Origin of the sequence: Vibrio splendidus (assembly GCF_003345295.1) — a bacterium.
In the GTDB taxonomy this organism is placed as follows: Bacteria; Pseudomonadota; Gammaproteobacteria; order Enterobacterales; family Vibrionaceae; genus Vibrio; species Vibrio splendidus_K.
In genome coordinates, this window is record NZ_CP031055.1 from 2,226,725 (window position 1) to 2,252,736 (window position 26,012).

Below are 26,012 nucleotides of genomic sequence, written 5' to 3' on the forward strand. Positions count from 1 at the left end.
TTCACACAATTTGACTAACAATATTTTCAATCGATTAAAAAAGCCCCACTAAAGAGTGAGGCTTGATAGTCAAAGCAATGAAGCTTAGAAGTAATCGCGAATCAGAACTTCAGCGATTTGAACTGCGTTTGTCGCTGCGCCTTTACGAACGTTATCAGCGACTACCCACATGTTCACGCCGCTGTGATGGCTGATGTCGCTACGAATACGACCAACCATTACGTGGTCCTTACCACCCGCATCACGAACTTGAGTTGGGAAGTCTAGAGCTTGGAATACTTCAACGCCTTCCGTGTTCTCTAGAAGCTGAATAACTTGCTCTGCACCGATTGGCGCGCGAGTTTCAATGTGTAGAGATTCAGCGTGACCGTAGAACACAGGAACACGAACACAAGTCGGGTTCACCGTGATTGACGAATCAGCAAAGATTTTCTGAGTTTCCCAAACCATCTTCATTTCTTCACGTGTGTAGCCGTTCTCTGTAAATTCATCAATCTGAGGAATACAGTTGAACGCGATCTGCTGTGAGAATGCTGACTTGTCAGCTGGCATGCCGTTAAGAAGCTTAGCCGTTTGACCCGCTAGCTCATCGATACCCGGCTTACCTGCACCAGACACAGATTGGTAAGTTGAAACGTTAATACGCTCAAGACCCACTTCATCGTGAATTGGTTTAAGTGCTACTACCATCTGAATAGTAGAACAGTTAGGGTTCGCGATGATGTTGCGGTTACGGAACTCAGCAATCGCTTCAGGGTTCACTTCTGGCACAACCAGAGGAACATCGTATTCGTAACGGAAACGTGATGTGTTATCGATAACAACCACACCTTCGTCAGCGGCGATTGGAGCCCAACGCTCTGAAAGCTCGCTACCTGCAGAGAAAAACGCAATATGTACTTGAGACCAATCGAAGTCTTCTACATTTTGTACTTGTATTGTTTTGCCGTTAAAACGGGAAGTTTTGCCTTCACTACGTTCACTTGCTAGTAAGTGCATTTCACCGACAGGGAATTTACGCTCTTTAAGTACTTCAAGAATGGCTTCACCAACCGCACCAGTCGCACCTAAAATAGCAATATTAAATTCTTGGCTCATTGTTTCTCTCTTTTATAAAGTTGGCTTTACCATAAAACCGAGTTTAGATAACGGCGTTAAATTACAAGATTCGTCGCCCGTTAACTCGACTGCACTGTACTCTCTACGGTCCCAATATTCTTTACGCATCTTGTCAAAAGAACCCGGCGTAGAGATATTGCGACGGAATAAGGCGTCGTCTTTGCGCACATCATAGATCAACTGAGTCAAATTGTGCAGTGTTGCTTCATCCCAAGTTCTATCTAATTTCATTTGAGGCACTGGGGCTGTCGGCAGAAGATCGCTTGCATAAGCTCGCAGCTCTGTCCCCAAGAACTCACAATAACTGTTGAAGATCATCGTAGTACCACGTGCTTTACCCTCTAAACCGTAGCCCGCTACGTGAGGAGTTGCAAAAGCAAGCAGTGGAAGCAGCTCAAAATCGACTTCAGGTTCAAACTCAAACACATCAAGAACGGCAGTAAAACCATCGGCTTTTTGCAGGCGAGCTTTTAACGCTTGGTTATCAACAACTGGGCCACGAGCTGCATTAATCAAAATTTGATCAGCACGTAAGTTGTTCAGCACTTGATCATTGATCAAGTGATGTGTTGGGAACTCACCCGTCTTAGTAATTGGCGTATGCAGAGTGATCACGTCTGACTGCTCAAGCAGTGTCTCTAATTCCGTAAACTCGCGAGTATCACCCTCTTGTTGTTTTAGAGGATCGTTCAGCAATACTTTAACGCCAATGCCTTCAAGGCACTTCGCTAAATAACTGCCCACTTGACCACAGCCAATAATACCGACCGTTTTATCGAAAACAGAGAAGCCTTGCTGCTGTGCAAGAACCATCATCGCGCTGAACGCATACTCAGCCACACCCACCTTGTTACAGCCTGGGGCTGCGGTGAAGAAAATGCCACGCTCTTTCATCAATTCTTGGTCAACGTGATCCATACCAGCCGTTGCGGTTCCAACAAACTTGAGCATGTTCGCTTTGCTGATCAGCGCTTCATTGACCTTAGTAACGGAGCGAATCATCAGAGCATCTACGTCAACAAGATCGTCAGCGGTTAGCGTTCGACCGGACTTCATTGTCACTTCACCTAGCTGGCTAAAAAGCGCTTCAGCATAAGGCATATTTTCATCGATTAAGATTTTCATTGGGAAGGTACTTTCGTTGGGGTCTGTCGACCTTAAATGTGAATTGAAATGATTGTGCAAAATTCCACACACGGTGTCGAGTCGCAATTGGAATACATTATAAATAAAGGGCTGAATCGCCTAGTCTGCACAAACAAGAACAGAAATAAGAACCAATACCTAAAATCAAAAAGCAAAAGTCAGAAGACTAAAACGAAAAATGCCCGATTGAATAAACAATCGGGCAAACATCCAGAACAAAAGGATCCTATCTCGCTCTCCAGGAGACAGAGTCTTGCGTCTGTTCAACCAGTACTAACCAAAGTCACTACTGGTCAAGCTCTGGAAACCTTTTAATTTCTAAACCCAGATTTAAAAAGTCATGTTCAAAAAAACACGTATAAAACCTACATTTAAAAAGCTTTGTTCTGTTGGTCATGGTTAGTGGGCAACCTATGCGTGTTGAGTCTGCACTCACGTCACCCATTAACGATTAACCTTTATTAATTTAACCTTAGCTTCAATTAGCCTTGGTATTTTTTGATTACTAGCGTTGCGTTCGTACCGCCGAAACCAAAGCTGTTAGACATAACTGTCGTTAGCTCTTGCTCACGGGTTTCAGTTACGATGTCTAGGCCTGCGCCTGCTTCGTCTAGGTTTGCTACGTTAATGCTAGGTGCAATAAAGCCGTTATCTAGCATTAGCGTTGAGTAAATTGCTTCGTGTACACCAGCCGCACCTAGAGCGTGACCAGTCATCGCTTTCGTTGCTGAGATTGCTGGGCTGTTGCCGCCAAAGACTTCTTGGATTGCGCCAAGTTCTTTAACGTCACCCACAGGAGTTGAAGTACCGTGAGTGTTCACGTAGTCAACGCCATCAACGTTTTGCATTGCCATCTTCATACAACGAACCGCGCCTTCACCAGAAGGAGCAACCATGTCGTAGCCATCTGAAGTCGCGCCGTAACCTACGATTTCACCGTAAATTTTTGCGCCACGAGCAACTGCGTGCTCAAGCTCTTCGATAACTAGCATGCCGCCGCCACCAGAGATAACGAAACCATCACGGTCAGCATCGTAGGTACGAGAAGCCAATTCTGGAGTGTCGTTGTACTTAGTAGAAAGTGCGCCCATTGCGTCGAACATCATAGTCAGAGACCAATCAAGCTCTTCACCGCCACCAGCGAATACTACGTCTTGCTTACCAAGTTGGATAAGCTCCATTGCGTGACCAATACAGTGTGCAGAAGTCGCACATGCAGAACTCATAGAGTAGTTCACACCACGGATTTTGAAAGGAGTTGCTAGACAAGCAGAAACCGTAGAAGCCATTGTACGTGGAACCATGTATGGACCAACGCGCTTCACGCCTTTTTCACGGATGATGTCTACTGCGTTTACTTGGTTTAGAGATGAAGCACCACCTGAACCCGCAACGATACCCGTGCGGTCATTAGATACTTGATCTTCTGTTAAACCAGAATCAGCAATTGCTTGCTCCATTGAAAGATAAGCGAATGCCGCTGCATCACCCATAAAGCGCATTTTTTTGCGATCAATATGGTCAGCAGGGTTCATTTTTAGGTTACCCCAAACTTGAGAGCGCAAGCCATTTTCCTTGAACTGCTCTGAAGCGGTAATACCTGATTTACCCTCTTTCAGTGATGCTAAAACTTCTTCGACGTTGTTACCGATACTTGAAACAATACCCATACCGGTGATTACGACTCGTTTCATGTGACATTCCTATAATTCTAAATTCAGCTAGATGATAACTAAGAAGCCTAACAAAAGTGGTCAGCTTTCCTAGAAATTCGTACAATCCCTACCAACATATCGCTTCAAATCACAAAATGATAGATTTTATGACTTCAATTACTAATGCAGAACTGGAATGGAATGAGTCTGGCACGCCAGTTTCAGACCAATTTGACGACGTTTACTTCTCCAATGTTAACGGTTTAGAAGAAACTCGCTACGTCTTTTTAAAACAAAACCACCTTCCAAAGCGTTGGGTTGAACATCAACAACGCCGTTTTGTGATTGCTGAAACCGGTTTTGGTACAGGTTTGAACTTTCTCGCGGTCTGGCAATGGTTCGATACTTTTATTAAAGATAACCCACAAGCGATGACCAAAGAGTTACATTTCATCAGTTTTGAAAAATATCCTTTAAATAAAGAGGATCTCATCAAAGCACATCAATCGTGGCCTGAATTAGCCGAGTATGCGACGCAACTCCAAGAGCACTACCCTATCGCTCTGCCTGAATGTCACCGCATTGTGCTAGGCGACGGTACAATCACGCTTGATTTGTGGTTTGGCGATATTAAAGATTGTATGCCTAACGTACCAACCCCACGTGAAGGTTTGGTTGACGCTTGGTTCTTAGATGGCTTTGCGCCAAGTAAGAACCCAGAAATGTGGAATCAAAACCTATTCAACGGCATGGCCAAACTGGCAAAACAAGATTGCAGCTGTGCAACGTTTACCGCCGCTGGTTTTGTTCGCCGCGGTTTAATCGAAGCTGGCTTTGCGATGAAAAAAGTCAAAGGCTTTGGTACTAAGCGTGAAATGATTGCTGGCCGCCTTGACAAGAAGCACGCTCATACCAACATCAAACCTTGGTATGGCCTAGCTCAACACAGTGATTCACAAGATATCGCCATTATTGGCGGTGGCGTTGCCAGTGCTGCATTAGCCAAAACGCTAAGCCGCCGTGGTAAAAACATCACCCTTTACTGTGAACACCCACAAGCAGCGGGCAATGCCTCTGGCAACAATCAAGGTGCGATTTATCCGCTACTCAGTGAAGCGACATCCAATGTTTCAAGAATATTTGGCCCAGGCTTGTTGTTTGCCCGCCAATTTATCAATCAAGCAGCACAATCGGTGAACTTTGATCACAGATGGTGTGGCGTGAATATTTTGATGTGGGATGAGGGCTCAACTAAAAAGCTCAACCGCATGTTGGAAGGCAATTTCCACACAGACTTGATTCAGCGCTTGACGCCCGAACAAGCGAACGAAAAGATTGGCTTACCGGTTGATAAAGAGAGTGTTTACTTCCCACTGGGTGGTTGGTTAAGCCCTCTTCAGCTTACTCAAGGTTTGATTGGTAAGTTAGAAGAGGCCAACCAAGTAAGCGCGCACTATCAACACCAAGTGACACAACTTGAGTGGTTAGAAGCAGAGCAACAATGGCTACTAACGATTGATACACCTCAAGGTGAAATTCAAACTAAGCACGACCAAGTGGTTGTCGCGAATGGACACAAGTTCACCCAATTTGAACAAACTCGTCCCGTACCTCTGACGCCAGTTAAAGGGCAAGTGAGTCATATCCCGACTACAGAAAATCTCAGCCAGCTAAAAACAGTGTTGTGTTTTGATGGCTACTTAACGCCACAGAATCCAAATAACGGCCACCATTGTATTGGCGCGAATTACGATAAAACCAATATCGATAAAGAGTTTGATATTGAGGTTCAGCAACATAATGGCGAGCGTTTACACGGGTCGCTACCAGAACAAGCGTGGACCAAAGATGTCGATACCAGTGGTAACTTAGCACGCCAAGGTATCCGTAGCGTGAGTCGAGATCACCTACCATTCGTCGGTAATGTTGGCGATTTTGAATCCATCAAAGAGCAATATCAGAATCTGCACAACTTTAATCCGCAGCGTGATGCTATCGACGGTATCGAACCTGTTACCAGCTATCCGAACTTGTTCTGTTTTATTGGTTTAGGCTCACGTGGTTTGAGCTCGACCCCTCTTTTAGCAGAAGTCTTAGCCTCACAAATTTGTGGCGATCCTCTACCTCTTCCGGTTGGTGTGCTCGAAGCCATTCATCCAAGTCGAATGTGGATTAGAAGATTACGCAAAGGCAAAGCGTTAACAGAAGGCTGGGTTTCAACGAAACAAGCCAGTGCGGACTAGTCGATTCTAGACTAGGTCTAAATATTCAAATAAGTATTAGGCCGTGTTGATCTTACGAGCTGATTTTTGCAGCGAAAGGTCAACACACCCTAATTCGACCCAAACAAAAAGCCCGAGCATATCTCAATGCTCGGGCTTTGTTTTTTCAATCTTGTTTACGTCGCTGCTTCTTATTCTAGAGCAGCACGTTATTTTGCAGCTATTCGCTTTACTTTCCGCTTTTACAGCTTAGCAATCGCGTCTTTAATTTGAGCGGCAATCTCTTCATTGCTGATTGAACCTGACTCAAAATCAAAGTTATCGTAGAAGCTAGGCACTGAAAGTGATGCTTTAACGTTACCGCCAAAGTATGGCGCTGAGCCTGTAGCTGCGCCAAGTACCGTCTGCGCACCACCTGGGCCCGGAGATGTCGCTAAGTAAACCGCCGGCTTCTCACCAAATACTGAACGCTCAATGCGTGTCGCCCAGTCAAATAGGTTTTTGTACGCTGCTGGATAATGACCGTTGTGCTCAGCAAAAGAGATAACAAATGCGTCCGCTTCTGCTAAGTCACGCAAGAATGCTTGAGCGCCTTCCGCTTGGCCAATCTCTTTTTCAGTGTCTTCACTGAACATAGGCACGTTGTAGTCGTTGATGTTTAGGACTTTTACTTCAGCACCTTCAATCAAGTTTGCTGCGTAAGTTGCTAGAGTTTTGTTGATAGAGGTAGAGCTGGTGCTTGCGCCGAATGCGATAACTTTCATGATGTGACCTTTTCTGTGATTCTGTTAAGTGGGATTAGAATAACGTAGTCAGAAAATGGAACCATCACAAGAAATGAACGGACTCATTCAAAAAATTCGAATGAGTCTCAAATTATTGGTTCGCTCAAAAATGAGGAGGAAGAGTAATGAACGAATTACGGTAGACGAATAATGCTAAACGACTAAGGTTATGCTTGGTTTTGCAGCTCAACCCAAAGGTCATTAACGATCGTGCGATCAGCTGGCGTCAATTCAGAACGCGCGTCTTCTAGGCTCTTCTCAATACGCAATTTTACTTCTGCTACGTCTTCAATGCCGTCTTCTTCACATGAAGCCACTGAAAGAGAAATATGACCACGTAAGTAACCACCAGCAAACAGTTCATCATCTGATGCGTTTTCAATGCGAGCATCAATTACTTCAAGTAGTTTTTCTTCAAATTCGATAATCATAATATTCTCTTATTTCACAATAAATTGGCTAGCACATAAAGGTTCTACATCGTAGAAGCTGCGCAATGCTTCAGAGAGCATTTTTACGCGAGGCGGAAGGCCAGCTTCAAAGATACCCATGACTTCGCTATGTACTTTATTCATAAAGGCCAAACGATCTGGCTCAAAATCGCCGTGTAGATTGTCACAGCTGACATTAAAAGGAAAGCCTGCACTGGTCGCAATGATCCATTCATACGCTTGCGGGCGAATTTCTACTTTTTCAAACTCAGCTTGAACCGACTCAGTTCGGCCATCAGGCTCATACCAGTAACCAAAATCTTCCAATAAACGACGCTCAGGACCAGCCACACACCAGTGTGCTATCTCGTGAAGTGCTGACGCGTAAAAGCCGCGAGCAAATACGATACGGTGATGAGAAACCTCCCCATCGGCTGGCAGGTAAATAGGCTCGTCCGCTCCCAGTTCTAGCTTGGTATTAAAGCTCTCGAAAAAGGTTTGATTGAAAATGTCGATGATATCTGGGTATTGGTGCGTCATAAGATCAAATTTAAATAAAAAGAACTGGGGCATTTTGCGTTTTTTTAAGCGCTCGGTAAAGCCCTATCACTGGCAATGACATTAGGTTCATCATAATACTTTACGATGACAATCGATTGCTGATCCCAGATTACACCATTTTGAGGTGAATGATTAGTTTAGCTAATCTGAAATGCCTATTCACGGTACAAATATTCATTCGTCAATCAGCGTTTTTACTACTACACTCGCGCTTCATTTTTATATCCCTATGGCCTATAAGACTCCAATTTATAGACCTAAATTATAGAGCTACAGCAATGCTACTAAGTGTTTTGTATATCATTGGCATCACGGCAGAAGCCATGACCGGCGCTCTCAGCGCTGGCAAACAAAAAATGGACTGGTTTGGTGTAATGTTGGTTGCAAGTGCAACGGCAATTGGCGGCGGTACAGTACGAGATATCTTACTCGGTCATTACCCTTTAGGTTGGGTTGAAAACCCACAATATCTGGCGATCACCTGTATCGCGGGTGTTATCACAACAGGACTGGCTAAATGGGTAATCAAGCTAAAAGGCTTGTTCATTCGTTTAGATGCTCTAGGTCTTATCGTGTTCAGTATCATTGGCACTAAAGTCGCGATGACCATGGGCCTGCACCCAATGATCTGTATGGTATCTGCCTTGGTAACTGGCGTGTTCGGTGGCCTGTTGCGCGATCTTATCTGCCGTCAAACACCATTGGTTCTGCATGAAGAGCTGTATGCATCTGTCGCCCTTGTCGCTTCAGGTTTATACCTAGGTTTGCTTGAGCTTGGCGTTAACGACGTAACCGCAACGATTGTTACGCTTGTGGTTGGTTACTTGCTGCGTATGGCGGCCGTAAGATTCAAATGGCGCTTGCCTTCGTTCCAGCTTGATCCAGAAAACTCTGTACATTAGATATTCTCAATGACGCAGAATATAAAAAGGGTTGCTTCATTACGAAGCAACCCTTTTTGGTTTCTATCAAATCAGTTTCAAATCTGTTCTGAATAAAACGAAGCAGAACTAGATTTTTGGCGTTTCTGTTGTCACACCAAAGTTTTGACCACGGTGACGTAGCAAGTGATCAAGCAGCACGATAGCCAGCATCGCTTCAGCAATAGGCACCGCACGGATACCCACACATGGATCGTGACGACCTTTAGTGATTAACTGCGTTGCTTCACCGTCTTTAGTGATCGTGTCACCAGGAACAGTAATGCTTGATGTTGGTTTAAGCGCAATGCTCGCCACAATATCTTGGCCAGTAGAAATACCGCCCAAGATACCGCCAGCATGGTTGCTGCTGAAGCCTTCTGGAGTTAATGGATCACGGTGTTCACTACCGCGTTGATTAACGACATCAAAGCCATCACCAATCTCAACACCTTTCACCGCATTAATGCTCATTAGAGCGTGAGCAATGTCAGCATCTAAACGATCAAATATTGGCTCACCAAGGCCTACAGGCACTTTAGTCGCAACCACTTGAATCTTCGCACCGATCGAGTTGCCTTCTTTTAGCAGGTCACGAATCAGTTGGTCAAACTCAGGCACTTTGTCGGCATCTGGACAAAAGAACGCGTTGTTTTCGATCTCATTCCAATCCACTTTATCAATTGAGATATCGCCCATTTGAGAAAGGTAAGCTTGGATTTCAACACCAAATTCTTGTTTCAGGTATTTCTTCGCAATTGCACCTGCCGCTACACGCATTGCAGTTTCACGAGCAGAAGAGCGACCGCCGCCACGGTAATCACGTACACCGTACTTTTGATGGTAGGTATAGTCAGCATGACCAGGGCGGAATTTGTCTTTAATTTCGGAATAGTCTTTAGAGCGTTGGTCTGTATTTTCAATCAATAGACCAATAGAAGTGCCCGTAGTTTGGCCTTCAAATACACCTGATAAAATCTTTACTTCATCCGCTTCACGGCGAGCCGTTGTATAACGAGAAGTACCAGGGCGACGACGGTCCAAATCTCTTTGAAGGTCTGCTTCGGTAATTTCTAATCCTGGTGGGCATCCATCTACGATACATCCTAGTGCGATACCGTGACTTTCTCCGAACGTAGTCACGCGGAAATGTTGTCCGATACTGTTTCCTGCCATTACTTCCTCTAAATCAGCCATCACTCAGAAGGTTTGATTCCTAAACCAACCAGCTAATAGCTTTACTTGTCTATTCTTCGTGAATTCATAGTGGCTTTATTACTAAATGATGTAAACCCCAAAAAACGAACAATTTTAACTTTCTATTACATAAGCCGAATGAAATGAATAACGAGGGAAAATGAGTGGCGCTTTAAAGTGGTGATTTTGAATAGTTTCATGGCCAGTTAACAAAGGTTAATGAACTCGGTTTGAATACTCTCTATGTTGTAGCCCAAAATAATTAGGAGAAAAGTGATGATCGAGTGGAAAGTTAAAAAATTTGCGGACCTGTCTGTTCAAGAGCTCTATGATTTCTTACAGCAAAGAGTCGATATTTTTATCGTGGATATGAACACACCCTATAGTGACCTAGACGGCAAAGATAACCATCCAGAGACCTATCACATCATGGGTTATGAGAACGGACACCTAGTGGCTTACAGCCGAATTATGGCTCAGAAGCTTGGATACCCCGTAGATGTTCTCCCTTTGCTCGATTCTGATGCAGATGATGTTTGTATCGGGCGAGTGATCGTAGCGAAAGAATACCGAGGTAAACAGATAGGTAACCAGCTCATGCAAGTGAGTTTTGATGCCACTCGGAAGATTTACCCTGATTGCTCAATTTTTATTTCGGCACAAGCTCATCTTAAAGACTATTATGGTAAGTTCGGTTTCGACGTAGTGACCGATCATTACTTGGAAGATGGATGCAGTATGCTAGGCCTTAGATATACCCCACAGCTCGTTGCCGTTTAGCAAAAACTGAAAGACAAAGACACCTAAAGACACAACACGGTATTGAAAGATTAAGTCGTTCTGAAATGCAAAAAACCCGACAGCTCAGGGAGTTATCGGGTTTCTTTAAATAGTGGTACGCCCTGAAGGATTCGAACCTTCGACCACCTCCTTAGAAGGGAGGTGCTCTATCCAGCTGAGCTAAGGGCGCGCTACAGGAAAGGATTATACGAATTCGAATCAGTAAAGCAACGGCTTTATCTAACATTCTGATCCAAGTGAGTAAAAAAAGGGCAATAAGATTATAAGTGTTGGAAAATAGAACAAAGCAAACGTTTGCTTGATGGTAATCAAAAAGATTTTCTGGAATAATGCGCCAAAACATCAGCCACTAACTTGAATATCAATACTAAGGAAATTCATGACTGCTCAAAATATTGATGGAAAGCTAATTTCTCAAACGGTTCGCTCTGAAGTAGCGGCACGTGTAAAAGCTCGTACTCAAGCTGGATTGCGTGCTCCGGGCCTAGCGGTTGTTTTAGTGGGTGAAGACCCGGCATCTCAGGTTTACGTTGGCAGTAAACGCAAAGCGTGTGAAGAAGTTGGTTTCGTCTCGAAATCTTTTGATTTACCAGCAACTGCCACCGAACATGAATTGCTAACGCTAGTCGATCAACTCAACGAAGACCCAGAGATTGATGGCATTCTAGTTCAACTGCCTTTGCCTGCTGGTATCGATACTACTCACGTTCTTGAGCGTATCACACCTGAAAAAGACGTTGATGGCTTCCACCCATACAACGTAGGCCGTTTGGCTCAGCGTATGCCTAAGCTACGCTCTTGTACGCCTAAAGGCATCATCACGCTGCTTGACCGTTACAACATCGATTTACGCGGCAAGCACGCGGTTGTTGTAGGCGCATCAAACATTGTTGGTCGCCCAATGACTCTAGAACTGCTTCTAGCAGGTTGTACGACAACAACATGCCACCGCTTCACCAAAGACCTTGAAGGTCACGTACGTCAAGCAGACGTTGTTGTGGTTGCCGTTGGTAAGCCTAACTTCATTCCTGGTGCTTGGATTAAGAAAGGTGCTGTTGTGGTCGATGTTGGTATCAACCGTTTGGAATCTGGCAAGCTCGTTGGCGACGTTGAATACGATGTGGCTAAAGAAAGCGCAAGCTTCATCACACCAGTTCCAGGTGGTGTTGGTCCAATGACAGTGGCAAGCCTAATCGAGAATACTATGATCGCTTGTGAGCAATTCCACTCGAAATAGTCCGCAATGACAGCTTAGGTAGTAATACCAGCGGCATGAATTGCCTCGCCCTAGAGTAAAATAAGCTAGAGCAAAATTAGAAAGCCGCAGCGTGAAAACGTTGCGGCTTTTTTGATACTGAGCTATTCGTTTTTGATACAAAGCGACTCGCTTTAAATACAGAGCACTCACTACTTATCTGGAGTATCGATACCTTCAATCTCTCCCAAAGGTGGCAATAAACTAATGACCTGACACTCCGTTGATATGAGTTTTTCCAATTCAGAGCCTTGTGTCACTAAGCGAAAATCACCATCATTAATCACGCCAAGTGGAATCGCTTTAGGGTACAGGGCATTAAACTCATTAAGGTCAAACGCCTCGGTTAAACCCGTGCTCTTAATTTGGCTGCCTTGAGCCATCAAGGAGTTAAGTTTGGAATAGGTAACCCCTTCGGAAAACAGGCTTCTATTGCCATCACGGCTCACCTGATGCCTTTCATGTTTATTTTCTGAGGATTCAAGTTCAAACACCTTATTCTCACCAAACTCATCTTGATAGTGCATACTGACTAGTGGGTTGGTTTGACGATAAGGCGATACAATCATGGCACGCCCTATCCCATCCAATTCCAGATTATTTTCAGCATGGCTCGAAGCTGGATTACCGAAATAGACATTCAAGTTGTCCATGCGCGCTAAGCGAATGCTCTCCCAGTTGGTATCAGCAAGCACACTGTTGATGTTGTGTGTCGCCAGCACTTTGGCAAACTGACGTGAAAAATGAGTCGCACCAAAGAAAATAACCCCTTGTGCCTTCTCTTGAGTCACACCCAGCCTTCTCGCCCACCAACTCGCGGTTAGGCTCTGAATCACTACTGTACCAATAATGACCAAGAACACCATTGGCACCAGTAAATCTGCCCCTTCGATTAATTGCTTCTCTTGAAGCTTGATTGCAAACAGAGAAGAAACCGCGGCAGCAACGATCCCGCGAGGCGCCATCCAGCTCAAAAACCATTTATCTGCTGAAGTAAGATCCGTGCCGATCCCGCTGATCCACACACTCAGAGGACGAGCCACCAGCATGACGACCGCTAATAAGCCAATTCCACCCCAACCTATTGAGAGGAAAGTCCCCGAATCAAGCCTGCTCGCTAACAGAATAAACAACGCAGAGATGAGTAACACAGTCAGGGTTTCTTTGAATTCAATAATGTCTTCGAGATCCAAGCCTTTCACATTGGCGAGCCAGATACCCATGATGGTCACGGTTAATAAACCGGACTCTTCACTCAGATCATTTGAGAAAGAGAACGCCGTCAGCATTAATGTCAGGACCGCCACGTTACGCAAATAATGTGGAACCCAATGCCCTTGCAGCATCTTGGCAATCAAATAGCCACCGATGATCCCTAAGCCCAAACCAATGGCTAAAGTCAGCCCCAACGCCGACAGAACATGGCTTGTAGGATCGGCTGAAGAGACAATGTATTCGTAAACGAGAACGGCAAACAGAGCGCCAATCGGGTCAATCACTATCCCTTCCCAGCGCAAGATACTGCCTAGCGAAGATTTGGGTTGAATGCTGCGCAGCATGGGAACAATCACCGTTGGGCCGGTCACCACGACTAATGCAGCAAACAACGCCGCCAATGGCCAACTGAAATCGACAAAATAATAAGCCCCCACCACGATGCACGCCCATGTAATCAACATGCCGAAACTCACTAAGTGAGTCACCATGCGGCCATGGCCTCTGATTTCTTTGAAATTAAGAGTCAATGCACCTTCAAACAAAATGATGGCGACCCCTAATGAAATCAACGGGAACAGTACATCACCAAAAATGGCATCAGGATTAAGGATGTTGAGACCGGGACCTAATAGCAGGCCAACGATAAGCAAAGGAAGAATAGCGGGAAGACGCAAACGCCAACCAAGTAGCTGACAAGCCAAGGACAAGAGTCCAATTAACGCCAAAGAAGAAGTGATCGACAAATCCATTTGTGCCCCTAAACATTTGTACCACACCCTGTGGTACAAACTTATTCACTAAAATAAGAAAGCCTACGTTCTTACACTATAGGCTCTCTTTATCATACTAAGCGAATATTATTGTGGTTAATCAGTCACTTTACTATAGGGAGAGCAAAGCCACGATTAGCTAACTGGGTGGTTATGGCCCAGTTAGAAAGTGCTTATAAGTCACCAATGATTACTTATAGAGAAAGCACCACGCCGGCAATCGCTGCGCTCATTAGGTTGGCAAGCACACCCGCACAAATTGCTTTAAAGCCGTATTGTGAGATGAAAGAACGACGCTCTGGAACTAAGCTGCCCAAACCGCCAATCAAAATGGCCATCGTAGAGATGTTGGCAAAACCACATAGCGCGAAAGTAACGATCGCTTTTGAGTGCTCACTCAGTGCGTCTTTTACGTCCATTAACTGGATGAAAGCCACAAACTCGTTCACAACGATCTTGTTACCGATCAGCGAGCCTGCAACCACAGCCTCAGACCACGGCACACCGATCAGCCATGCAACGGGTGCGAACACATAACCTAGGATAAGTTCGAAGCTTAGGTTTACGCCGAACCAGCCACCAACAATACCTAACAAGCCATTCAGCATTGCTATCACACTGATAAAGGCCAGAAGTGTCGCACCCACTGCAACGGCAATACGAAGTCCAGACATAGCCCCATCTGCCATTGCCTCAACTACGTTTGTTGCTCGTGGAATTTCAACGTCAGACTCAATATTTTCTTGAGCCTCATCTGCATTACCTGGTACCAAAATCTTGGCCATCAATAGACCAGCAGGAGCAGACATGAATGCCGCAGCGATCAGGTAGTTCAAATCAACACCAAGCGATGCATAACCGACTAGCGTGCCACCAGCTACAGAAGCCAAACCACACACCATGACGGCAAACAGTTGTGAATCCGTCATGTGCTTCAAGTAAGGTTTAACCACCAATGGCGCTTCGATCATGCCAACAAAAATATTCGCAGTAGCAGACAGTGACTCCGCACGGCCTGTACCTAAGAACTTTTGCAAAGCACCGCCGATTAGGTTGATCACCTTTGGCATAAAGCCGATGTGATACAAACCTGAAATCAATGCAGAGAAAAAGATAATGATGCCGAGAACGTTAATAGCGAATACAAATCCGTTATTCGTTAGGCCACCAAATAGGAAGTTAATCCCCTCTTGACCGTAGTTGATCAAGCTAGACACTGCACCAGTGGCTGCATTCAGCACTTCTTTACCCATTGGCACATACAGAACCAGTAGGGCGAATGAGATTTGCAGTAAGAAAGCCAAAGAGACTGTTCTTAGCGGGATATTTTTTCTGTCCGTAGATAGTAACCAAGCGGTTACTAAAATAGTGATAATTCCAAGTAGGGAAGCCATGTGCGTCAACCTAAAGTTGTAGGTAGGAAAGGCGACGCATTCTATAGAGGAAATCGTTTGCGGCAAGTTGAGGTTGTTAATGTGATGTTGGTTGAATCACTCTTTAATAGTGAATTTCACTAAGTAATTGAATTTTAATAATTAACTTTGATTAAAAAACAAACTTTTTCCATATGGAAATTATATTTATAGATTGGGAAACAGTTAGCGGTGCAGTTCAACGCAAGTTTTGAGGTTTTTGTCCCAATAAGTCGGCGATCCGATATGATCTTTGATGAACTCAATCACTGCTGAAAGCTTCTTCGGCATGTTCTTTCTACTCGGATACACGGCATAGAATGGCATCAGCTGACTCGCTCGCCATTCCGGTAAAACTTGGATGAGCTTGCCCGTTCTAAACTCTTCTTTGACTAAGTAAGTCGCTAGGTAAGCAACGCCCCAACCTGATACTGCCGCGTCTCGTACCGCTTCAGCCAAATCCACCGAGTAATCGCCCGCCACTTTAACACTGAGATTTTCTTGGCCGTTATCAAATGCCCATGACGTGTAATCACGTTCACGGCTGCGGTAGATAAGGCAGTTATGGTCAATCAGATCAGATGGCACGTGTGGAGTCCCTGCCTTAATCAGATAATCCGGTGATGCGGCTACCACAAACTGGCTATCTGCTAAACGCTGCGCAATGTAACCTTCAGGCAAGTCTTCATTGTTAGTGATCCAGAGATCCAAGCGCTCCTCAATCATGTCCACTTTGTAATCGAACAAATGCACTTCAATTCTCAGCTGAGGGTAAAGCTGTCTAAGCTGGTCAATCGCTGGAATGATATGCAGTGTGCCAAATGACTGAGACAAGCCTATACGGAATATTCCAGAAATGTCGTCACGCTGGCTATCCATGTCCATTTGAGCCGCTTTCACCGTATTGAACAGCTGCTCACAATGCTGATAGAACACTTCTCCAGCTTCGGTTAACGTAAGGCTGCGTGTGGTTCTTTGCACTAACTTGATACCTATCGAATCCTCGAGCAAAGCAATTTGTTTACTGATGTGAGATACCGACACATTCAAGCTTTTTGCTGCACTGGTAAAGCCTTCATGCTTGATTAACGCATGGAATATCACCATCTGTGCGGCTCTATCTGTTAGCACAAAACCACCTTCTTAAATATATGAAATATAAAATAAAAAGGACTCCGAAGAGTCCTTTAATCTGTTCTGCCTATAGTAGGCTAAATGCTATTCAAAGCGACCTAGTTCTATTAATCAGATTGAGTCTATTAATCAAATTAGGTCGATTAATCAAACTTAATTCTATCGGCTAGGTGGCTGACCGCCAACGCAAAGTAATAAGAACGATTCCACTTCATTAACACATTGTAGTTGTTGTAAATGAGGTACGAACGACCCGTTTCATCGTCCGGCATTATCAACCAAGCTTTGATATCTTCATCAAGTGTAGGCAGTGGGCGATCGTCATAACGCTTAATACCAAGTTCAGACCACTCTTTTAGGTATTTCGCTTTGTCTTCGTCTCGACCTTGCATCTCAATAGACACGGTTGATGGAACGTGAACCTGACGCCCCCAAGTATATTTGTCATCCCAACCCGATTGGCTGAGATAATTCGCCGCCGAAGCAAACACGTCTTCTTCAGTACCCCAAATATCTTTCTTGCCATCACCACTGCCATCAGCGGCGTAAGCTAAAAATGAGCTAGGCATAAACTGAGGTTGCCCCATCGCGCCAGCCCAAGAGCCTTTCATCTCTTTTGGTGCAATATGGCCTTGATCAAGTATCTTCAATGCCGCCATCGCTTCGCTACGGAAGAAGGCTTCTCTGCGACCTTCATAAGCCATGGTTGTTAGAGCATCAATAACACTGTAATTCCCCGTGAACTTACCAAAATTACTCTCTACACCCCATAGAGCGACAATGAATCTTGGTTGAACACCATATTCATCACCAATACGCTTTAACGCTGTGTAGTGTTTCTTATAGAGTGATCTCGCCTGCTTCACTTTCCAGTCAGGAACCGCACGTGGAATGTATTCATCCAGAGTCAGTTTCTTTTCAGGTTGGTTTTTGTCGGCTTTTACCGCTCTTGGCTTAAACGTCACACCATCAAAAGCTTCATCAATGATCGCTTCAGAAATACCTTCTTCACGACCTTGTTGCTTTAGTTTTTCTACATATTGCTCAAAGCTAAGCTCTTCAGCTTGAACCGAGCCAATGGTCAGGCTATTACCCAATAGTAATGCCGACACAGCCAATATGGTTTTCGAAAATTTACTCAACGATCACTCCTCCTTGAATTGAGGTGGCTATCACTCTTCGTCTTGACCTTTATTTTGAGCTTTACGCTCTTTATGAAGCTCAAGTTCGTTAACTGGTGGTGGCGGAACCTGCAAAAAGAAACCATCGGTGTTCAGTGATTCTCTCACTTTATCGATGTTCACTTGAGCCAGTTTACGGCCGTCCATTTTAATTACCATTACAAAACTAGGTTTACCAAACATTTGCATCAATGCGTCAGGAACTTGTGAAAAATCATCCTTCTTAGGGATATAAAGGTATGTTCCTTCTTTCTTTGAACTTTTATATATAGAACACAGCATGACAAACCTTTTTTAAATGTTTATGACTACAAAACTCTCACTTGCGAGATCAATAGTTTATGTTAGGGAAATATTGGGAACAAAACGTTCATTTGACAACAAGATTACTTGCTGTGCTTGGTTTGGGAATATAACATGATAAACCTAGTTTCAGGCAATGCCCTTTATTTTATTGATAAAGAAATTGTACCAATCCGCTATTGAGGTCCTGTAGTTTTTCGATGTCTAGTAACCCAGATCTAAAAGGTAGCAGTTTCACGCTATCTGTTTTGCACTTATCCGATGATCAAGTCGAAAATGCAGTGTCTTTTCTTCAAGAGAAGGTAGACCAGGCACCCACTTTTTTCGCAGCTGCGCCGGTTGTTATCAACATTAGCAAAGTCGCGGGCGATATAGATTTCGTGCAACTGAAAAATGGTATATCTCAAGCGGGCATGATCCCGGTTGGTGTGGCTGGCTGTTCAGATAAACGCATGCAAAACCTAGCCAGAGATGCAGGTTTTGCTGTGATGACAGCAAGTAAATCTCCTTCTCAAGCTCCGGCGAAGATGGCCCCGATAAAGGTGGTGAGAACCCCTATACGTTCTGGTCAGCAGGTGTATGCGAAAGATGGTGATTTGCTGATTCTTAGCCACGTAAGTGCAGGTGCAGAAGTGATTGCCGATGGCAGCATCCACATTCATGGCACGCTACGCGGTCGTGCAATTGCAGGTGCAAGTGGTCAAACTGAAGCAAAAATAATTTGTAATGATTTACAAGCCGAGCTGGTTTCCATTGCAGGAAATTACTGGCTCAGCGATCAAATTGAAAGCGAGTACTGGCAGAAGAAAACCATGTTCAGTATGGCAAACGATGTATTACACGTTGATGTCCTCGCAATATAAGAGAAATAAAAGGAAAACAGAATGGCACGCATTATCGTTGTAACGTCGGGTAAAGGCGGGGTAGGCAAAACGACCTCCAGTGCAGCTATTGCCTCAGGTCTGGCTTTAAAAGGGAAGAAAACCGCAGTCATCGACTTTGATATCGGTCTGCGTAACCTAGATTTAATCATGGGTTGTGAGCGTCGTGTTGTGTACGACTTCGTTAATGTTATCAATGGTGAAGCGACGCTGAACCAAGCGATGATCAAAGACAAGCGTACAGAGAACCTGTTCATTCTTCCTGCTTCTCAAACTCGTGACAAAGACGCACTAACAAAAGATGGCGTTCGTCGTGTGTTTGATGAATTGGATGAAATGGGCTTTGATTTCATCATCTGTGATTCTCCGGCGGGTATCGAGCAAGGCGCTCTGATGGCGTTGTATTTCGCTGATGAAGCGATTGTAACGACTAACCCTGAAGTCTCTTCTGTACGCGATTCAGACCGAATTCTAGGTATTCTTGATTCTAAATCTCGTCGTTCAGAAGACGGATTAGAGCCAGTGAAAACGCACCTTCTATTGACTCGCTACAACCCAGCGCGTGTAACTCAAGGTGAGATGCTAAGTGTTGAAGACGTTGAAGAAATTCTGCACATCTCTCTACTGGGTGTGATTCCAGAGAGCCAAGCAGTACTGAACGCGTCAAACAAGGGTGTTCCGGTTATCTTTGACGAAGCAACCGACGCAGGTATGGCTTACAATGATACTGTAGAGCGACTACTGGGTAGCCAAGTGGACTTCCGTTTCTTAACGGAACAGAAGAAAGGCATCTTCAAAAGACTGTTCGGGGGCTAATACGCAATGTCATTATTAGAGTTTTTTAGACCACAGAAAAAGACAACCGCAAACCTAGCCAAAGAGCGTTTGCAGATCATTGTTGCCGAGCGACGCAGCCATGACGACCCTGCACCGTCATACTTGCCGCAACTGAAAGAAGACATCTTGAAGTGTATTGCGAAGTACGTTGAAGTCGATCCATCAATGGTTGATCTGACATTCGAACATAAAGATGACGACATCTCAGTATTAGAGCTGAACGTTAAGCTTCCAGAAGAAGATCGATAAGTAGAGCCTGAGCTGTGCTTATCAATACTCAATAAAAAAGAGAGCCTAGGCTCTCTTTTTTGTGTCTGAAACTTTTATCTCTAAAGCATTCGTTGCTTACTACAAAACTAAAGTTACTTGATTGCTTTATTTAGCTTCTCGCCAACGACATCTAGACGCCAACCTTGCATTACATCAGGCAGCTTCTCTGGATTACGATCGTACTTCCAAATCCAGCTTAACACTTGATTAAGTTGCTTCTTCGATGCCAAAAACTCAGTCGCTAAACCACTGTGTTGTGATGCGGTTTTCACTTCATCTTTCAGCACTTTGAAGAGTTGCTTGTAACCTGGGTAGTCCATTAGACGTTCTACTGGCGCTGGGTACTCTTCTTCTGGCGTATGCTCAGCCAATTTCACGATTGAGCTGATCTTCGCGCCATGGCGACGTACAGAGCGGTAATCAAACCCTTCCTGCTCCATATGCTTAGGATCTTTCATTGCGAATCGAGCTACGGCCCATAGGTCTTGTTCTTTAAAGACAAAGTTCAACGCTAAATCACGCTTAATCGCTTCTTTTAAACGCCAAGTTGCTAGAGGTCTTAAAATCGCTAACTGCTGAGGTTTTAGCTGCCACGCGCCTTTAATATCAAGGTAAGCATTGTCTGGGTTGGCTTTACGAATGCGCTTAGCCACTTGTAAATCAGACTCTTGTTGCGCCGCTTCCCACCAGCCTGCTTCCATCACTTTTTCGAGAAGCTTGTTGTACATTGGCATCAAGTAGTGAACGTCTGCCGCTGCGTAGTCGAGTTGCTTTTGAGAAAGCGGACGCGCTAGCCAGTCAGTACGAGATTCACTCTTATCTAGGTCAACACCTACAAACTCAGAAACTAGAGCCGCAAAGCCAGTTGAAAGACCATGACCTAAGAAGGCTGCCATGATCTGCGTATCAACCATTGGTGTTGGCGTACAGCCAAATGCGTTCTGGAATACTTCTAGATCTTCGCCACACGCATGTAACACTTTCAGTACTGAAGTGTCTTTCAACAGCCCAACAAACGGGGTCATTTCATCAAGAGCAATAGGATCAATCAGTGACAGCGTTTCACCATCAAATAACTGAATTAAGCCTAATTGAGGGTAATAGGTTCTTGTACGAACGAACTCTGTATCAAGCATAACAACATCGGCTTCACGTGCTTGTTGGCAAACTCGCTCAAGGTCTTTAACTTGGGTAATGATTTGATAATCCACAAAAACTCTCACTGATTTTACTTTGATCGCCGGATACAAAAATGCCGACATTAACTGTCGGCATTCTAACACCATTTTTCAGCGCTCGCTTAGATTAAGCGCTGCTATGGCTTGTGGTGCATCATCTTCTCGTAAATGAGCTCGTTACTCGCTTGCGCGTTTGGCAAGCTCTGCGTCGTTTTCTTCACGAAGCACTCGGCGCAAGATTTTGCCTACATTGGTTTTTGGTAGTTCTTCACGGAACTCAATCAATTTAGGGATCTTGTAGCCAGTTAGGTGTTCACGACAGTGCGCGATAATGTCTTCTTTGGTTAGGCTAGGGTCACGTTTTACCACGTAAATCTTAACCAGCTCACCAGACACTTCATGAGGTTGGCCGATAGCCGCAACTTCTAACACTTTGCCATGCAGAGCCACTACGTCTTCAATCTCGTTCGGGTAAACGTTGAAGCCCGACACTAGAATCATGTCTTTCTTACGGTCTACGATGTACAACAAGCCTTCGTCATCAAACTTAACGATATCACCAGTCGATAACCAACCGTCTTGGTCGATCACTTCTTTGGTCGCTTCTGGACGTTGCCAGTAGCCTTGCATCACTTGAGGACCACGAACCTGCAATTCACCCACTTGGTCATTACCAACCACTTTACCTTCATCATCAACAATACGAACTTCTGTTGAAGGTACTGGTAGGCCGATTGCACCTGTGTAGTCTTTCAGATCATATGGGTTACCCGTAACCAAAGGAGCACATTCGGTTAAACCATAGCCTTCAAGTAGGTGGACACCTGTCGCTTTCTTCCATTGCTCAGCAACAGCGCGTTGAACCGCCATACCACCGCCAACAGATAAACGCATATTACTGAAATCCAACTCGTGGAAATCTTCGTTATTGACTAGCGCATTGAACAAGGTGTTTACGCCAGTAATCGCGGTAAATGGAACCTTTTGCAGCTCTTTAATAAAGCCAGGAATGTCACGAGGGTTAGTAATCAGAAGGTTACGACCACCCATCTCAACAAACAGTAAGCAGTTCACAGTCAGTGCGAACACGTGGTAAAGCGGCAGTGCCGTTACGACTAATTCACGGCCTTCTTGCAGAACAGGGCTATATGCCCCTTTCGCTTGAAGTACGTTCGCAATCATATTGCGGTGCGTTAGGATTGCGCCTTTCGCTACGCCCGTTGTACCACCCGTGTACTGTAGGAATGCGATGTCATCGCCAGCCATAAATGGCTTAACGTACTGTAGGCGACGGCCTTTATGCAGTGCTTTTCGAAATGAGATAGCACCCGGCAGATCGTACTTAGGCACCATGCCTTTTACGTATTTCACTACGAAGTCGACAATCGTACCTTTCGCTCGTGGCAACATTTGCCCCAAGCTGGTTAGTACAACGTGTTTAACCGGAGTTTTATCAACAACTTTCTCTAGTGTGCTCGCAAAGTTAGAAACGATAACAATCGCCTTTGCGCCAGAGTCATTCAGTTGGTGTTCAAGTTCACGAGGCGTGTACAGTGGGTTGACGTTCACTGCAATCATACCTGCACGCAGTACACCAAAGAGTGCAATTGGGTATTGCAGCAAGTTTGGCATCATAAGCGCGACACGATCGCCTTTCTTCAGTTTTAGATCATTCTGCAAGTAAGCAGCAAAAGCACGACTGCGCTCTTCAAGCTTACGGAATGTCATGATAGACCCCATGTTCTCGAATGCTGGTTGGTCTGCGTACTTCTGTACCGACTGTTCGAACATTTCAATAAGAGATGGGTACTGATCTGGGTTGATCGTCTCTGGTACGTCACTTGGATAACGTGAAAGCCAAGGTTTGTCCACTATGTTACTCCTCGTTTATCAGCTGACGACTGCTTCGCCGCTTTTTATCATTGCGGTATTACAGCACAGCTTTAGTGCATGAGCACTAAAAGGCTCAAACACTTGTTTAAATTTTGTTAACTACACCAAGAATTAGCTCTGAAACTAGCTCTGGGCTCTCTAAATGGCAATGATGTCCGCCAGGAACAGTCTCTATATTCAGAGAACTATGGGCTGATTTGTAGCGATTATGCTGCAAATGTCGGAATCCATCATTCCCTAAAACTATTAATTGAGGGCATTCAATAGCCGCCATGATCGCTTCAGCATGCGCTTGTGACATTCGATATAACGAGTCACATTTTAGGTTAGGGTCGCATCGCCATTGCCAAGAGTTATCAAACTCGGCACTACCTTGAGCTACAGTCGTTTGATCAAAAGCAGCTTGATCTACTGTCGCTTCCTCAAAAGCAACTTTAGCAACAACAGCTCGATCAACAGTACTTAGCTCAACGATTCCTCGTTCAACAATAGGAGCAATGAGTTCTGCTTTGATTTGATTGGCGTGAGCTCTCAGCTTAATAGCATCCTCAAGACTTGCCAGAGGACGTGAAGGCTTTCTTCGCTGTCGAAGACGACTGAGTACCCCATCTCTCAAACGAGAGACTGTTTCGTGGGGAGCTTCTGAAAGAGGTCCATGACCTTCAATTTGAATTAATCCTGACACCTTTTCAGGAAAGGCGGCACTATAGCAACTTGCGATCAATGCACCAAGTGAATGTCCTACCAGTACCAGTCTGTTTGGCGATAATTTAGTCACCAACTGATGCAAATCATCAATATAGTCGTGAAATGGGTAATAACTCCCCGGCTTATGCGACGAGAAACCGTGTCCGAAGAGATCGATAGCAACGAGGTGAGTATCTGGAGAAAGCTTGGCTATTTGCGGCATAACCTGAGTGAAACTTGCAGAATTATCTAGCCAACCATGAACAAAAACGACCGTCGTTGCGGTCGTTTTCGGGTTGCCAATCTGTTGTGTTGCAAGCGTCCCGCTCGCAAGGGAATATGACTTTTCAATCATTGATTGTATGGTGTCCCTATCGTTTAGTGTGTCGATCTCAGGTTCGACTATTCCACATCTTGAATCACACGACCTGACTTAGGCATGGTTTGAAAGCTGCGACAATGCAAACTGCGGCAAGAGTAATAGGTTGGCGCAAAGTCGTTGATGACCACTCGCTCGGTGATCTGCCATAAGCGTTGGTTGTAGACATTCATGACTGGGAAGGTATAAGGATATTCACCAACGGTGCCATCTTCAGTGCCATTTGATGTTCCAACCAAGGTGATTAAACGGCCTTCAGCAAAGCTCAAAGGTTCTACGTAACCATCAATGTAACCAACAAAGCGCCCTTTTGGCTCGGCATCAATATCTGGCTTACCGCTGCTTGAGATCGGCATGTTAACCACTTCAACACGAGTCTTATCTTGTAAGTTTGTCACCTTGGCAATCACACCACCTAAGCGAACATCACCAGCGTCTGGCACTGTGTTTACCCACTCTTGGTAGTCCGTCACGACTTGTTCAGAATTTGCATTAAGCTCTTCAGGCAAAGAGGAGCAGCCCATCACCATAGAAGAGAAAGCGACAAGGAAAAATAAGCGAGATTTAGAAATGAGAGAAAACATAATGCTGGTCCTTAGAACAGGATAAATAAAAGCACAAAGCTAGATATAAATATCGACCCCAATAAGCTTCGCAAGTTCCTCTTTTTTAGCTTGATTCATCACATCCATATACTCTTCCATCGCACGTCGTCCACGCCCTTCTGGAAGATCATATTGAACCTGAGCTTTGTGAATCTCAGATTCTTTGACTTGGCGAATGGAATGCGAGACAGCATTCGCGACCTTAGTTGGCTGACCAACTGAGGTTTTTGCATCGCCTTTTTTTACCTCGTTCTTTTTATTGGTTCGATTGGTTTTGGATGTGTTGCCTATCGAAGAAGGAGGTAAGCCGTTTATTGAAACCATGCTTAAGGAATTTTGTACCTAATTTTAATGATTTTGTATCTGTTTTAATTTTGGCTCTGCAAAGTGAATGCAGAACCAAAATAATACGTATTTACTCGCGACCTGGCAGTTTCTTCCACGTCACTTTGTCACGCAGGTAAACTGGCTCAGACTCTTCAGCTGCAACCGCTTTGCCTTCTGCATAAGCAAATTGAGCAAGGAACGCCATATCTTGAGCTTCTGGGAACAGCACTTCACACGCTTTGGTGTTGATCGCTAGTGTGTCCATATGCTCTGCATACGCTTCCCACCCTGTGCCGACTTTTGCCCATGTCTCAGAATCCGCTTCAAGCTGCGCAGCCAATTCGCTTGGTGGTGTAACACACTCAGCATCAACTGCAGTCCAACGACCATCTTGTTCACGGCTGTAACGAGCCCAGTATACTTCACTCATGCGAGCATCAATCGCTGTTGCTACGTGAGTTTCACCAAATTTACGGTAGCTGCCTTGCGCCATCGCTGCCAGTGTAGACACACCGATCATCGGTAAATCAGCACCAAAAGCTAAGCCTTGAGCAATACCGATACCAATACGCACACCCGTGAAACTGCCTGGGCCTTGGCCAAACGCGATTGCGTCAATATCGGTTAAAGCGACATTCGCTTCTTTCAGTACTTCATCAACCATAGGTAGAATTTTTTTCGTATGGTCTCGAGGAGCCTCTTCGCTACGTGCGAACACCTGGTCACCCATTACTAGTGCAACTGAACAGTTTTCAGTTGCGGTATCTACTGCAAGAATTTTCGCGCTCATTCGTGTCTCAAATATTCGTTATCTAATCTAAAAATAATGGCTAAACTCAACAATG

General features: G+C 44.8%; 26 protein-coding genes and 1 tRNA gene. 8 read left to right on the forward strand and 19 right to left on the reverse strand.

Annotation, left to right across the window (positions count from 1 at the left end):
- Positions 1-84: 84 nt before the first annotated feature.
- Both DUN60_RS09705 and DUN60_RS09710 read right to left on the reverse strand, forming a co-directional pair.
- Entirely contained in the window at positions 85-1,098 is a 1,014-nt protein-coding gene (locus tag DUN60_RS09705) for an aspartate-semialdehyde dehydrogenase (RefSeq protein ID WP_114633849.1), read from the reverse strand.
- 12 nt (positions 1,099-1,110) lie between these two features.
- Positions 1,111-2,244: a 4-phosphoerythronate dehydrogenase gene (locus DUN60_RS09710; protein ID WP_114633850.1), complete on the reverse strand. Its 1,134-nt coding sequence runs from the start codon at positions 2,242-2,244 to the stop codon at positions 1,111-1,113.
- Between the two features lie 48 nt (positions 2,245-2,292).
- On the opposite strand from DUN60_RS09710, the gene DUN60_RS09715 reads away from it, so the two are divergent.
- Positions 2,293-2,580: a hypothetical protein gene (locus tag DUN60_RS09715; RefSeq protein WP_114633851.1), complete on the forward strand. Its 288-nt coding sequence runs from the start codon at positions 2,293-2,295 to the stop codon at positions 2,578-2,580.
- Positions 2,581-2,747: 167 nt separating this feature from the next.
- On the opposite strand, the gene fabB is transcribed toward DUN60_RS09715, so the two are convergent.
- On the reverse strand, positions 2,748-3,959 hold the full coding sequence (gene fabB / locus DUN60_RS09720) for a beta-ketoacyl-ACP synthase I (RefSeq protein ID WP_017074539.1): 1,212 nt from the start codon (positions 3,957-3,959) through the stop codon (positions 2,748-2,750).
- A 128-nt stretch (positions 3,960-4,087) separates the two neighbouring features.
- On the opposite strand from fabB, the gene mnmC reads away from it, so the two are divergent.
- Positions 4,088-6,163, forward strand: a complete 2,076-nt coding sequence (gene mnmC / locus DUN60_RS09725) for a bifunctional tRNA (5-methylaminomethyl-2-thiouridine)(34)-methyltransferase MnmC2/FAD-dependent 5-carboxymethylaminomethyl-2-thiouridine(34) oxidoreductase MnmC1 (RefSeq protein WP_208638340.1) — start codon at positions 4,088-4,090, stop codon at positions 6,161-6,163.
- A 221-nt stretch (positions 6,164-6,384) separates the two neighbouring features.
- Here mnmC and DUN60_RS09730 read toward each other — a convergent pair whose 3' ends face one another.
- From DUN60_RS09730 to DUN60_RS09740, 3 genes are all read right to left on the reverse strand, one after another.
- Positions 6,385-6,906, reverse strand: a complete 522-nt coding sequence (locus DUN60_RS09730; RefSeq protein WP_017111158.1) for an NADPH-dependent FMN reductase — start codon at positions 6,904-6,906, stop codon at positions 6,385-6,387.
- Between the two features lie 188 nt (positions 6,907-7,094).
- Positions 7,095-7,358, reverse strand: a complete 264-nt coding sequence (locus DUN60_RS09735; RefSeq protein WP_004734185.1) for a YfcL family protein — start codon at positions 7,356-7,358, stop codon at positions 7,095-7,097.
- Positions 7,359-7,367: 9 nt separating this feature from the next.
- Positions 7,368-7,898, reverse strand: coding sequence for an elongation factor P hydroxylase (locus DUN60_RS09740; RefSeq protein WP_102413737.1), 531 nt, complete (start codon positions 7,896-7,898; stop codon positions 7,368-7,370).
- A 299-nt stretch (positions 7,899-8,197) separates the two neighbouring features.
- Here DUN60_RS09740 and DUN60_RS09745 point away from each other — a divergent pair, with 299 nt between their 5' ends.
- Positions 8,198-8,821, forward strand: a complete 624-nt coding sequence (locus DUN60_RS09745; RefSeq protein WP_114633853.1) for a trimeric intracellular cation channel family protein — start codon at positions 8,198-8,200, stop codon at positions 8,819-8,821.
- A gap of 108 nt (positions 8,822-8,929) precedes the next feature.
- On the opposite strand, the gene aroC is transcribed toward DUN60_RS09745, so the two are convergent.
- The gene (gene aroC, locus DUN60_RS09750) at positions 8,930-10,015 is read right to left on the reverse strand and encodes a chorismate synthase (RefSeq protein ID WP_004734182.1); all 1,086 of its coding nucleotides are present in this window, start codon (positions 10,013-10,015) and stop codon (positions 8,930-8,932) included.
- A gap of 297 nt (positions 10,016-10,312) precedes the next feature.
- On the opposite strand from aroC, the gene DUN60_RS09755 reads away from it, so the two are divergent.
- Positions 10,313-10,816, forward strand: a complete 504-nt coding sequence (locus DUN60_RS09755; RefSeq protein ID WP_114633854.1) for a GNAT family N-acetyltransferase — start codon at positions 10,313-10,315, stop codon at positions 10,814-10,816.
- 113 nt (positions 10,817-10,929) lie between these two features.
- On the opposite strand, the gene DUN60_RS09760 is transcribed toward DUN60_RS09755, so the two are convergent.
- Positions 10,930-11,006 (reverse strand) — tRNA-Arg (locus DUN60_RS09760).
- Positions 11,007-11,216: 210 nt separating this feature from the next.
- On the opposite strand from DUN60_RS09760, the gene folD reads away from it, so the two are divergent.
- On the forward strand, positions 11,217-12,074 hold the full coding sequence (gene folD / locus DUN60_RS09765; protein WP_004734180.1) for a bifunctional methylenetetrahydrofolate dehydrogenase/methenyltetrahydrofolate cyclohydrolase FolD: 858 nt from the start codon (positions 11,217-11,219) through the stop codon (positions 12,072-12,074).
- 170 nt (positions 12,075-12,244) lie between these two features.
- Here the strand turns inward: folD and DUN60_RS09770 are convergent, their stop codons facing one another.
- From DUN60_RS09770 to DUN60_RS09790, 5 genes are all read right to left on the reverse strand, one after another.
- Entirely contained in the window at positions 12,245-14,059 is a 1,815-nt protein-coding gene (locus DUN60_RS09770; RefSeq protein WP_114633855.1) for a cation:proton antiporter, read from the reverse strand.
- Between the two features lie 215 nt (positions 14,060-14,274).
- Complete coding sequence (locus DUN60_RS09775; RefSeq protein ID WP_102445067.1) at positions 14,275-15,474, reverse strand: NupC/NupG family nucleoside CNT transporter; 1,200 nt, start codon at positions 15,472-15,474, stop codon at positions 14,275-14,277.
- Positions 15,475-15,678: 204 nt separating this feature from the next.
- Positions 15,679-16,599, reverse strand: a complete 921-nt coding sequence (locus tag DUN60_RS09780) for a LysR family transcriptional regulator (RefSeq protein ID WP_004734177.1) — start codon at positions 16,597-16,599, stop codon at positions 15,679-15,681.
- 170 nt (positions 16,600-16,769) lie between these two features.
- Positions 16,770-17,768, reverse strand: coding sequence for a lytic murein transglycosylase (locus DUN60_RS09785; RefSeq protein ID WP_017079489.1), 999 nt, complete (start codon positions 17,766-17,768; stop codon positions 16,770-16,772).
- Between the two features lie 30 nt (positions 17,769-17,798).
- Positions 17,799-18,089 carry a YcgL domain-containing protein gene (locus tag DUN60_RS09790; RefSeq protein WP_017079488.1) on the reverse strand — a complete coding sequence of 97 codons (291 nt, stop codon included), beginning with the start codon at positions 18,087-18,089 and terminating at the stop codon, positions 17,799-17,801.
- A gap of 221 nt (positions 18,090-18,310) precedes the next feature.
- Between DUN60_RS09790 and minC the strand changes: the two genes are divergently transcribed.
- Genes minC through minE form a run of 3 tightly spaced genes read left to right on the forward strand, consistent with a single transcriptional unit; the run spans position 18,311 to position 20,077 of the window.
- Complete coding sequence (gene minC, locus DUN60_RS09795) at positions 18,311-18,973, forward strand: septum site-determining protein MinC (RefSeq protein WP_017084080.1); 663 nt, start codon at positions 18,311-18,313, stop codon at positions 18,971-18,973.
- Between the two features lie 21 nt (positions 18,974-18,994).
- Entirely contained in the window at positions 18,995-19,807 is an 813-nt protein-coding gene (gene minD / locus DUN60_RS09800) for a septum site-determining protein MinD (RefSeq protein ID WP_009848498.1), read from the forward strand.
- Positions 19,808-19,813: 6 nt separating this feature from the next.
- Complete coding sequence (gene minE, locus DUN60_RS09805; protein WP_010436847.1) at positions 19,814-20,077, forward strand: cell division topological specificity factor MinE; 264 nt, start codon at positions 19,814-19,816, stop codon at positions 20,075-20,077.
- A gap of 113 nt (positions 20,078-20,190) precedes the next feature.
- Here the strand turns inward: minE and rnd are convergent, their stop codons facing one another.
- The 6 genes from rnd to tsaB form a co-directional block, all read right to left on the reverse strand.
- Positions 20,191-21,309, reverse strand: coding sequence for a ribonuclease D (gene rnd / locus DUN60_RS09810; RefSeq protein WP_032500282.1), 1,119 nt, complete (start codon positions 21,307-21,309; stop codon positions 20,191-20,193).
- A gap of 144 nt (positions 21,310-21,453) precedes the next feature.
- Positions 21,454-23,148, reverse strand: coding sequence for a long-chain-fatty-acid--CoA ligase FadD (gene fadD, locus DUN60_RS09815; protein WP_004734190.1), 1,695 nt, complete (start codon positions 23,146-23,148; stop codon positions 21,454-21,456).
- 106 nt (positions 23,149-23,254) lie between these two features.
- Positions 23,255-24,211 (reverse strand): alpha/beta hydrolase, encoded by a 957-nt coding sequence (locus tag DUN60_RS09820; RefSeq protein WP_054547194.1) that lies wholly within the window; start codon positions 24,209-24,211, stop codon positions 23,255-23,257.
- A 47-nt stretch (positions 24,212-24,258) separates the two neighbouring features.
- Positions 24,259-24,819 (reverse strand): Slp family lipoprotein, encoded by a 561-nt coding sequence (locus tag DUN60_RS09825; protein ID WP_114633856.1) that lies wholly within the window; start codon positions 24,817-24,819, stop codon positions 24,259-24,261.
- Between the two features lie 39 nt (positions 24,820-24,858).
- On the reverse strand, positions 24,859-25,164 hold the full coding sequence (locus DUN60_RS09830; protein WP_017074520.1) for a hypothetical protein: 306 nt from the start codon (positions 25,162-25,164) through the stop codon (positions 24,859-24,861).
- Between the two features lie 91 nt (positions 25,165-25,255).
- Positions 25,256-25,957: a tRNA (adenosine(37)-N6)-threonylcarbamoyltransferase complex dimerization subunit type 1 TsaB gene (gene tsaB, locus DUN60_RS09835; protein ID WP_048615073.1), complete on the reverse strand. Its 702-nt coding sequence runs from the start codon at positions 25,955-25,957 to the stop codon at positions 25,256-25,258.
- Positions 25,958-26,012: the final 55 nt, after the last annotated feature.